The organism is Acidimicrobiia bacterium (genome assembly GCA_016650365.1).
GTDB lineage: Bacteria > Actinomycetota > Acidimicrobiia > Spongiisociales > JAENVV01 > JAENVV01.
Genome location: JAENVV010000166.1, coordinates 34,892 through 44,690 on the forward strand (window position 1 = coordinate 34,892; position 9,799 = coordinate 44,690).

General features: G+C 60.4%; 10 protein-coding genes. 7 read left to right on the plus strand and 3 right to left on the minus strand.

What is annotated here, in order from left to right; all coding sequences use genetic code 11:
- Positions 1-347 precede the first annotated feature (347 nt).
- From dnaK to JJE47_10405, 4 genes are read left to right on the plus strand one after another with little or no spacing between them, the layout of a single operon-like run.
- A complete protein-coding gene (gene dnaK / locus JJE47_10390; GenBank protein MBK5267831.1) occupies positions 348-2,171 on the plus strand; it encodes a molecular chaperone DnaK in 1,824 nt (607 codons plus the stop codon).
- Positions 2,171-2,833 (plus strand): nucleotide exchange factor GrpE, encoded by a 663-nt coding sequence (locus tag JJE47_10395; GenBank protein ID MBK5267832.1) that lies wholly within the window; start codon positions 2,171-2,173, stop codon positions 2,831-2,833. The genes dnaK and JJE47_10395 overlap by 1 nt, the downstream gene beginning before the upstream one ends.
- Complete coding sequence (gene dnaJ / locus JJE47_10400) at positions 2,830-3,963, plus strand: molecular chaperone DnaJ (GenBank protein MBK5267833.1); 1,134 nt, start codon at positions 2,830-2,832, stop codon at positions 3,961-3,963. The genes JJE47_10395 and dnaJ overlap by 4 nt, the downstream gene beginning before the upstream one ends.
- Positions 3,960-4,352 carry a MerR family transcriptional regulator gene (locus JJE47_10405; protein ID MBK5267834.1) on the plus strand — a complete coding sequence of 131 codons (393 nt, stop codon included), beginning with the start codon at positions 3,960-3,962 and terminating at the stop codon, positions 4,350-4,352. Before dnaJ ends, JJE47_10405 begins: the two co-directional genes overlap by 4 nt.
- Positions 4,353-4,536: 184 nt before the next feature.
- Here JJE47_10405 and mscL read toward each other — a convergent pair whose 3' ends face one another.
- Positions 4,537-4,932, minus strand: a complete 396-nt coding sequence (gene mscL, locus JJE47_10410) for a large conductance mechanosensitive channel protein MscL (GenBank protein ID MBK5267835.1) — start codon at positions 4,930-4,932, stop codon at positions 4,537-4,539.
- A 48-nt stretch (positions 4,933-4,980) separates the two neighbouring features.
- Positions 4,981-5,382, minus strand: coding sequence for a hypothetical protein (locus tag JJE47_10415; GenBank protein ID MBK5267836.1), 402 nt, complete (start codon positions 5,380-5,382; stop codon positions 4,981-4,983).
- Between the two features lie 29 nt (positions 5,383-5,411).
- Here JJE47_10415 and JJE47_10420 point away from each other — a divergent pair, with 29 nt between their 5' ends.
- Both JJE47_10420 and JJE47_10425 read left to right on the plus strand, forming a co-directional pair.
- Positions 5,412-6,875 (plus strand): AAA family ATPase, encoded by a 1,464-nt coding sequence (locus JJE47_10420; protein MBK5267837.1) that lies wholly within the window; start codon positions 5,412-5,414, stop codon positions 6,873-6,875.
- Between the two features lie 40 nt (positions 6,876-6,915).
- A complete protein-coding gene (locus JJE47_10425; protein MBK5267838.1) occupies positions 6,916-7,299 on the plus strand; it encodes a hypothetical protein in 384 nt (127 codons plus the stop codon).
- Positions 7,300-7,317: 18 nt separating this feature from the next.
- Here JJE47_10425 and JJE47_10430 read toward each other — a convergent pair whose 3' ends face one another.
- Positions 7,318-7,809, minus strand: coding sequence for an acyl-CoA thioesterase (locus JJE47_10430; protein ID MBK5267839.1), 492 nt, complete (start codon positions 7,807-7,809; stop codon positions 7,318-7,320).
- A gap of 99 nt (positions 7,810-7,908) precedes the next feature.
- On the opposite strand from JJE47_10430, the gene JJE47_10435 reads away from it, so the two are divergent.
- Positions 7,909-9,799: AAA family ATPase (locus JJE47_10435; GenBank protein MBK5267840.1), on the plus strand; the 1,891-nt coding region annotated here is incomplete at its 3' end.

The window sequence follows — 9,799 nt, forward strand, 5'->3', positions numbered from 1 at the left end:
ACCACCGAAGACGCCGCCCGGAATCTCTGGCAGCGGCGGAGGGGTGGGAAGCTTCGCCAGACAGTGCGGGCACACGGTCGCCAACGAATCGACAATCTCGCGCTCACATCGTGGGCAAACCATAGGATCCCATTGGCCGGAATCGGCCAAATGCTGAGTAAAACGGTCATCCCGGTCATGGATTTGTGCCTTGCGAACCATCGGACAGTTCGAATCAGCGGGGGCACCAAATTCCTCATTCCAAATCCCCACCCGCCGCGCGGAAAATCGGGAATATGACATAGGGTCACTCAGGTTATAAGATGGGAACCAACTGAGAAACGAAGTTCCTGAAAGGAAATACGATTATGGCACGGGCAGTAGGCATTGACCTCGGTACCACAAACAGCGTCATCGCTACCCTCGACGGTGGCGAACCGACCATCATTCCCAACGCCGAAGGCGGTCGCACCACGCCATCGGTAGTCGCCTTCAAGGACGACGAAGTCCTGGTTGGAGAGGTCGCCAAGCGGCAGGCAATCACCAACTCCGACGGAACCATTCGTTCGGTCAAGCGCCACATGGGCACTGACTGGACCATCACCATCGCCGGCAAGGTCTACACGCCGCAGGAAATATCGGCGCGCATTCTCATGAAGCTCAAGCGCGACGCCGAGGCCTACCTTGGCGAGGAAGTAACCCAGGCCGTCATCACCGTGCCCGCCTATTTCGGTGATGCTCAGCGACAGGCAACCAAGGAAGCCGGCCAGATCGCCGGACTCGAGGTCTTGCGGATTGTCAACGAACCGACCTCGGCGGCCCTCGCCTACGGACTCGACAAGAACGAAGAGACGCTGCTCGTCTTCGACCTCGGTGGTGGCACGTTTGACGTGTCGGTGCTGGAGATCGGCGAGGGAGTTTTCGAAGTCAAGTCAACGGCCGGTGACACCAACCTCGGTGGCGATGACTGGGACCAGGCGATCATCGATTGGCTCGTGACCGGTTTCAAGAATGAGCATGGAGTTGATCTGAGCCAGGACAAGATGGCCGTTCAGCGCCTCAAGGAGGATGCCGAAAAGGCCAAGATCGAACTGTCATCGGTGTCTGAAACGGAGATCAACCTTCCCTTCATCACGGCCACCTCATCGGGGCCACTCCACCTTCAGAAGAAGCTCTCACGGGCTGAATTCCGCAAGATCACCGAGCACCTTCTCGAACGAACCAAGGGTCCATTGCTCCAGGCCGTCAAGGATGCGGGCATCGCCATGAAGGACATCGGCCACGTCGTGCTCGTGGGCGGGTCTACCCGGATGCCGGCCGTGACCGAGCTCGTCCAGGAACTATCAGGGCAGGCACCCCAAAAGGGCGTCAACCCTGACGAAGTCGTCGCTGCCGGAGCGGCCATCCAGGCCGGTGTACTCAAAGGCGACGTCAAAGACATCTTGCTCCTCGACGTTACCCCACTGACCCTCGGGATCGAGACCCGGGGTGCCGTCATGACGAAAATGATCGAACGAAACACCACCATCCCGACCAGAAAATCCGAGACATTCACCACCGCTGCTGACAATCAACCGGAGGTGGAGATCAACGTTCTGCAAGGCGAGCGGACCATGGCCGGTGACAACAAGAGCCTCGGCAAGTTCACCCTGACCGGGATTCCACCGGCCCCAGCCGGCATGCCCCAGGTCGAGGTGACCTTCGACATCGACGCCAACGGCATCGTCGCGGTGTCCGCCAAGGATCTCGGCACGGGTCGCGAGCAGCAAGTCACCATTACCGGTGGCACGGCTCTGTCGTCAGACGAGATCGACAAGATGGTCAAGGATGCTGAGATGCACGCCGAGGAAGACGCCAAACGACGCGAACTCGTCGAGACCCGTAATCAGGGCGAGCAGATGGTTCGTCAAACCGAAAAACTGCTCGAGGAGCAAGCCGAACAGCTGCTCGATGACGAGAAGACGGCTATCAACGCGGCACTCGACGAGCTCAAGGCCTCCGTCGCCGATGAGAATGCCGAGTCCGGGGCTATTCGCTCGAAGATCGACGCCGTGATCAGCGCGAGTCAGGCGCTGGCTCAACGGTTGTACGCCCAGACCGAGCAAGCCGACGCCGGCGGAGCCGACGCCGACGCTGACCTGAACGACGAGGACGTTGTCGAGGCGGAAATCATCGATGAAGAGACCGAATAGTGACCAAGCATCAAGAGGAAGCTGCGGCTGCCGACGGTTTCGAAACCGAAGATTGGGATAACCAGGCGGAGGTGATCGAAGCCGAGGTGGTCGAGGAGGAAGTACTCCCGCCGCTCGACCTCGAATTACCAGCCGACCCGGTCCAAGCGAACGAGATACTTATCGCCGCCCTGCGTCAATCCATGGCGCAGGGGGCGGAGTATCTCGATAGCTGGCACCGGTCGGCCGCCGACTTCGACAATCTCCGCAAACGCAGCCTACGAGAACTTCAGCAAATCCGGTCGGTCGCCGCCGAACGAGTTGTCGGTTCGTTGCTGCCCACCCTCGACAGTTTCCAAGCCGCCCTCGAATTGCCGGCCGCGACCGATAACGAGATCAAACTCCTGGCTGGAATCCAGGCCACCTACGTCCAGTTGATGGACGTGCTGACCCGGGAGGGCCTGATGGCGATTCCAGGAGTCGGGGCGCCCTTCGACCCGGCCGTTCATGATGCGGTGACCCATCTAGGCGACGGCGACACGCTCGTCGTAATTGGCGAACTCCGGCGCGGCTATCGATTGAACGACAAGGTCATCCGACCCGCTCTCGTGGCGGTTGGTCCTGCTTCCGATCTAGCCACGGACAGCCCAGCCTCCGACGACGAGGGCGAGGACAGCGAGTGAACAAAGACTGGGTAGACAAGGACTACTACACGGTCCTTGGCGTTTCGAACACGGCCGAACAGGCCGAGATCAAACGCGCCTACCGCAAGCTGGCCCAGGCCAACCACCCCGACGCCAACCCGGACGATCCGAGCGCCGAAAGCCGGTTCAAAGACATATCCGAAGCGTATGCAACGCTCTCGCACGAGGATCAGCGAAAAGAGTACGACGACGTCCGTCGCATGGTGAACTCCGGCACCTTCGGCGGATTCGGCGGCTCAGCCGGACCGTACGGTGGCGGGTCACAGCAGCGAGTGAGAGTGGAGGATCTCGGTGATCTGCTCGGCGGCTTCGGTGGTCTCGGTGATCTACTCGGCGGCGGTACCCGCCGCCAGCGCACGGGGCCTCAGCGGGGCGTGGACACGCAAGCGACGCTCCACATGTCGTTCGAAGACGCCATCAAAGGCATCACGACCACCATCGCCGTCGATGGCGAAACCACGTGTCACCTGTGCCACGGCTCGGGAGCGGAACCGGGCACCAAAATCGACCTCTGCCAATCGTGCGGGGGCAGCGGAACCACCGCTCAGAACCAAGGCTTTTTCTCATTTGCCCAACCGTGCCGCCAGTGCCAGGGGACCGGTCGGATGGTGGTCCAACCCTGTTCGAACTGCCGGGGGCGCGGAACCGAGGTTCGCACCAGAAAGATCAACGTCAAGATCCCGCCCGGTGTGAAGGATGGCTCGACCATCCGCCTCAAGGGAAAGGGCGGACCGGGTAGCGCCGGCGGACCGGCGGGAGATCTCCTCGTCCGGACCAAGGTTGACACCCACCCCCTCTTCGGAAGGAGGGGTGATCACCTGACTGCCGCGATCCCCATCACCTTCACCGAGGCTGCCCTCGGCGCCGAAATAGTCGTTCCAACCCTCGACGGGTCGGTGCGTCTCAAGTTGCCGGCGGGTACCACGACTGGACAGACGTTCCGGGTGCGGCAGAAGGGTGTCCCCAAAACCAAAGGCAAGCCAGGCGATCTCCTCGTTACCGTCGAGGTAACGGTCCCGAAGAAGCTGTCCCGGGAAGCCAAAAAACTACTCGAGCAGTATCGCGATGAGTTTGAAACCGACGACCCCAGAGCGAGGTTATTGATATGAGCGGCAAGTCAGCCAATCACGCCCTGTTTGTGATCTCGGTGGCTGCCGAATTGTCGGGGCTCCATCCGCAGACCTTGCGGATCTATGAACGGCGAGGACTTGTGGAGCCGCACCGGACCGCCGGCGGGACGCGCCGTTATTCGCAGGCCGACATCGACCGGCTCCAACTCATTCAGACCCTCACCGAACAGGGGTTAAACCTCGAGGGTGTGAAAAAGGTTATGGCCCTGCAAGATCGAGTTCAGGCCCTCGAAGAACAGGTTGCCGAGCTCATAGACCACCTGGCTCTGGAGCGAGAGCGAGCCCAGACTGCGGTCCGTCAGGTCCACGCGTCGTATCGGAGTGAAATCGTGCTCCGTCAGACTCATTTGCCAGACCGTAACCGGTAACCACGATCAAGCGAGCCCCAACTCGGGATGGACGAACGTGAACGCAGTCCTGCGGCGCGTCCGTTCATCCCTGACCCTGGTTCCGAGGGCCCCAGCTCCCGAAATCGGGCGTACGAACCCAGGGTTGAACCCTGGGTTCGGGTTTTCGGCCGGGTCCACCCGTTACGAGACCGTCAACGAAGATCTAGCCGCGGCTGAGGGCGTCGCGAATCTCGCGCAGCAGGACGATGTCCTCTGCGTCCGGCTCAGGAGCTTCTTCAGCAGGCGCTTGGGTGCGGGACTTAACCGCCTTGTACGGCTTGATGATGAAGAAGAACACCACCGCGCCGACCATCATGAAGGTGATCAAGGCGGAAATAAAGGATCCAATGCGGATCCCGCCGGTTCCGTCGGCCGCCGTGTTGAACGCCAGGACACTGTCGAAGCTCGGTTCACCGAAGGCGAGTCCAACGATCGGCATCAGTAGGTTGTCGACGAGAGAAGTGATCACCGCACCGAGCGCAGCCGCCATAACCAGGCCGACGCCAATATCGATCAAACCGGGCCGCATGATGAAGTCTTTGAACTCCTTGAACATCATTCCCTCCTCGGGGGTCTGAGATCCGCAACATGGTATCTGAAGCAACGGTCAGCTGGCCTGCTGGGGCAACCCTTTCCGAATTCGAGCCCAAGCGCCATCGACCATGGGGACAATCGTCTCAACATCCCACCGCTGCGAGAGAGCCGTTTCTGAGGAGCGATATCCGGCGGCAGTCCCTTGCACCCCGCCCTCCTCAAGCCGGTCTACCGAGAAGGAGACCAGGCTCAACCCGGCTTCAATGCTCCGTATGTCGAGCTGCACCAGCCAATCGCCGAGCAACTCTTCAGGACTATCCCCGATGGCCATCACGGCAACGTCATACAGTGGCGACTGTCGGTCGTCGAAACCTGAGTGGGCTGCGATACCATAGGCGGCGTTCTCAAAAAGCTCTGCGAGCGTCGACCCGTAGGCAATCATGAGATCTGCTGAAGCAAATTCGAAAGCAGCCATCCAACAATTGTGGTCTATGTGAGGCAAAAATGGACAACTCGGTCGATCTGAAGGTGTTACTTGCTTCGCCAGCTTCGCTCGTGATCGTCGAGACCGACGAAGAAGCCCGTTTCATGGCATTACTCCGATCGATCGCCACCGACCTCAAGGCTGACGTCTGGCAGTGGTCCAGTGCCAGTGGCCTAACCAACAACTCCGGTGCGGCGATGTACCAGACCCAGAACCCCCATCAAGCACTCAACTGGATAACCGACGTGCAGGCGGGGGCGGTATTCGTTTTTGCCGATGCCCAGCCGATCCTCAATGACAGCTACGTGGTGCGCAGAATCAAGGAGACCGCCGCTCAGCTATCCCCTGATCAAACCATCATCTTGACCACCCCAACCGCTGAGGTACCTCCCGAGCTCGGATCTGTCGCTCACCTATGGAAACTCCGTCCACCCGAACTTGACGAACTCACCGACCTCATCCGCCGAACCGCCAGTGATCTTGCGGAACGAAGCTTCGAAGTGGCCATTGATGAGGCATCCCTGCCCTCCCTGGCCAGCGCACTACGAGGACTGAGTGTCGGCCAAGCCGAGCGTCTGATCCAGCAAGCTGCCTTCGCCGATGGAGCTCTCGGCGCCAATGACGTGGCTTCACTTCGAAACGCCAGAGCAGCCCTGTTCACCGCCGATGGCATTCTCGAACTCATCGAAGCCGACTCGGGCACTCTCGACTCCGTCGGAGGGCTTGAGGGACTGAAGGATTGGTTGCAACTGAGAATCCGCGCCCAGGCCGCTCCTCAGCTCAACCTGCCGGCCCCGCGCGGAATCCTCCTCACCGGAGTGCCCGGATGCGGCAAATCGTTCATCGCCAAGACGTTGGCGAGGACCTGGCAACAACCCCTCGTGCTGCTCGATCCGTCTCGCCTCTATTCAAAGTACGTCGGCGAGTCGGAAACCCGTCTCGCCAAATCCCTGACCGCCGTCGACGCCATGGCACCTGCCGTGCTGTGGATAGACGAGATCGAGAAGGGCTTCGCGACCTCCGGGTCGGACAGCGACGGGGGAACCAGCAGCCGCCTCCTGGGAACGTTCCTACGGTGGATGCAGGATCGTCCTGAGGGGGTCTTCATCGTGGCCACGGCCAACAACGTCGCATGGCTTCCGCCGGAATTCCTGAGAAAGGGCCGGTTCGACGAGATCTTCTTCGTGGACCTCCCTGACGCCGCCGCCCGGAGCGAAATTCTCACATATCATCTGAGTTCCCGAGATCACGACCCGGCCGGTTTCGACCTGCCACGCCTCGCAGCGGCCACGTCGGGCTACTCAGGAGCAGAGATCGAAGGGGCAGTCGTCGGGGCCACCTACCGGGCCTTTGCGAAAGACGAATCACTCACTACGAGCACCCTCCTCCAGGAATTGGCCGCAGCAGTCCCTCTGTCGATATCGCGGGCAGAAAGCATCGGAGCCCTTCGGGCATGGGCATCCGAACGGGCCGTTCGGGCGTAACAAGGGGACCCACCAGATATATCCGCTAGAGTTTGCCCCGATGAAACTGAGACCAGCTCTCGCGCAATTTGAAGAAGTGACCGAGGGGGACGAGACCCGCGTCAAAGTGATTTTGGCGTGGGGCGAAGAAATTCACGAAGGAACCTCTGTCGGTTCCGTATCCCTGTCTGCCCGCCCCCGTCTGGTCGGCGAGGCCACGTTGCGAGCGGTCGAATCCATCGCTGCCGGCAAACTCCACCTCGACCTGGCTGCTGTAGCGACCACCGATCTCGGTGCCTCCCGGATCGCCATCGCCCAGGTTCATTCGTCCACGGCTCCCGGAGCGCTGGTCGGCAGTGCGGTCATCCACGAGAACAGCCCTGAGAAGGCCACGGCCCGGGCCGTTCTCGATGCGATCAACCGGCACCTCGAAGCCACCCTCTAAGTCTGCGAACCCGGTCTCCTATTGCATTTCGAGACGAGATCGCAGTTCGATACGAGACGACCGGCGCGCCTCGGCCTTACGCTGATCTCGTAATTCGGATTCGGTTTCGGCGAGGATTGGCGGAACCGATACGGGGTGTCCGTCCTCATCTACGGCCACCATCGTCAGATATGCCCTGGTCGTGAGTTCCCCCTCGCCGGTGCGAGGGTTTTCACGATTTACTTCGACTTCCACCTCCATCGAGGTCGTCCACGCTTGAGTCACATGGGCAACGATCGATAACACATCGCCCATGTGCACCGGAGCCAGGAACGACAGCGAGTCGACCTGGGCGGTTACCACCCGGCCCCGACAATGTCGCATCGATGCCACCCCGGCCGCCTCGTCAACCAATTTCATAATGGAGCCACCGTGCACAAAACCTGCCGTATTCCCGTGGTCGACACCCATCATCAGTGTCATATTGGTCAAGGACTCGCTGGGCGGTTTGGCTCTGAGTTGGCTGGTCATGGCGAGAACACCTCTCGGGGTAAAATTGATATAACTAGACTCAGATTTATTGAAATACTTTACACAATTCGGTGGTTGTAGGTACCTGGAGAAGACACTATGGACATGCAAAAACTCACCAATGCAACTCAACAATCGCTGGTCGCGGCGCGCCAACTAGCCGAGACCGCCAACCACCAATATGTCACCCCCGGTCATCTTGTCCTGGCTCTGTTGAGCCAAACCGATGGCATCGTCTATCCGCTCCTCAACCGACTTGACGTTACACCGGGCGCCCTCCGAAACGCCGTAAACGACATTATCGACAAACTTCCCAAAGTGTATGGCGACACGGAGCCTTCGTTTGCCCCCGAGACGATCAAGGTACTCGATCGGGCCGACGACGAGCGCCAGGGCATGTCTGATGACTACGTTTCAGTGGAACACGTTGTGCTGGCCCTTCTCAAGACCAGCGATCCGGTCGGCCAGGCGCTCGCCCAACTCAACATCACTCGAAAGAGGGTGTTGGAAGCGCTCACCACCCTCCGGGGTAGCCAGCGGGTCAGCTCCCAGGACCCCGAAGCCACCCTCAATGCGCTTGAGAAGTACGGCCGCGATCTCACCTCGGTCGCCAGGGCCCAGAAACTTGACCCGGTCATCGGCCGTGACGAAGAGATCCGTCGCGTCATCCAGGTGCTGTCTCGTCGGACCAAAAACAATCCGGTGCTCATCGGCGAACCGGGGGTTGGCAAGACGGCCATCGTCGAGGGCCTCGCCCAACGTATCGCCAATGGCGACGTCCCCGAGGGACTCAAGACAAAGCGGATTGTCGCCATTGACCTATCGGCCCTGGTGGCGGGCGCAAAGTATCGCGGCGAGTTCGAGGAGCGCCTCAAAGCGGTGCTCGACGAGATCAAGCATTCCGAAGGCCAGATCATCACATTCATCGACGAAATGCACACACTCGTGGGAGCGGGAGCCGCCGAAGGGTCGATGGATGCCTCCAACATGCTCAAGCCCATGTTGGCCCGTGGCGAGCTGCGGTTGATCGGCGCCACCACCCTTGATGAATTTCGCAAATATGTGGAAAAAGACGCCGCCCTCGAACGCCGGTTCCAGCCGGTACTCGTCGAGGCGCCTTCGGTCGAGGACACGATCGGGATCTTGCGAGGACTCAAGGAACGTTACGAGGTTCATCACGGAGTCCGCATCCAGGACTCAGCTCTGGTCGCGGCCGCCGTGCTATCTGATCGGTACATCACCGGCAGACATCTTCCCGACAAGGCGATCGACCTCATCGACGAGGCCGGCTCGAAGCTGCGCATCGAGATCGACTCCATGCCAGACGAGATCGACGAGTTGGAGCGGCGCATTATCCAGCTCGAGATCGAACGAGCGGCACTCAAGAAGGAAACCGACAACGCCTCGCGAACCCGGCTCGAAGGGTTGGAAGAGGAACTCGCCAATATCTCCGAGGAGCGCGATCGGCTCACTGCCCACTGGTCGCTTGAGAAGGAAGCCATCACCGAGATCCGATCGCTCGCCGAATCAATCGAAGAAACCCGCTCCGGAGCCGAACGGGCCGAACGGGCTGGCGACCTCCAGAAGGCCGCTGAGCTTCGCTATGGATCGCTCCCTTCGCTTGGCGAACAGTTGAAGGCCGGTCAGGCAAAACTCGAACAGCTCCAATCGAACATGCGTATGTTGACCGAAGAGGTCGACGAAGAGCATGTCGCCGAGATCGTCAGCCGCTGGACCGGGGTACCTGTGTCACGGCTCATGGAAGGCGAGATCCAAAAACTGGTCCGCCTGGAAGATCATCTGCACCACCGGGTGGTCGGCCAGGATGCTGCCGTGAGAGTCGTCGCAGACGCCATCCGACGGAGCCGGGCGGGGCTCGCCGATCCATCACGTCCGATTGGTTCCTTCGTATTCCTCGGCCCGACCGGAGTTGGCAAAACCGAGCTGGCCAGGGCACTGGCAGAGTTCCTATTCGACGACGAACAGGCGA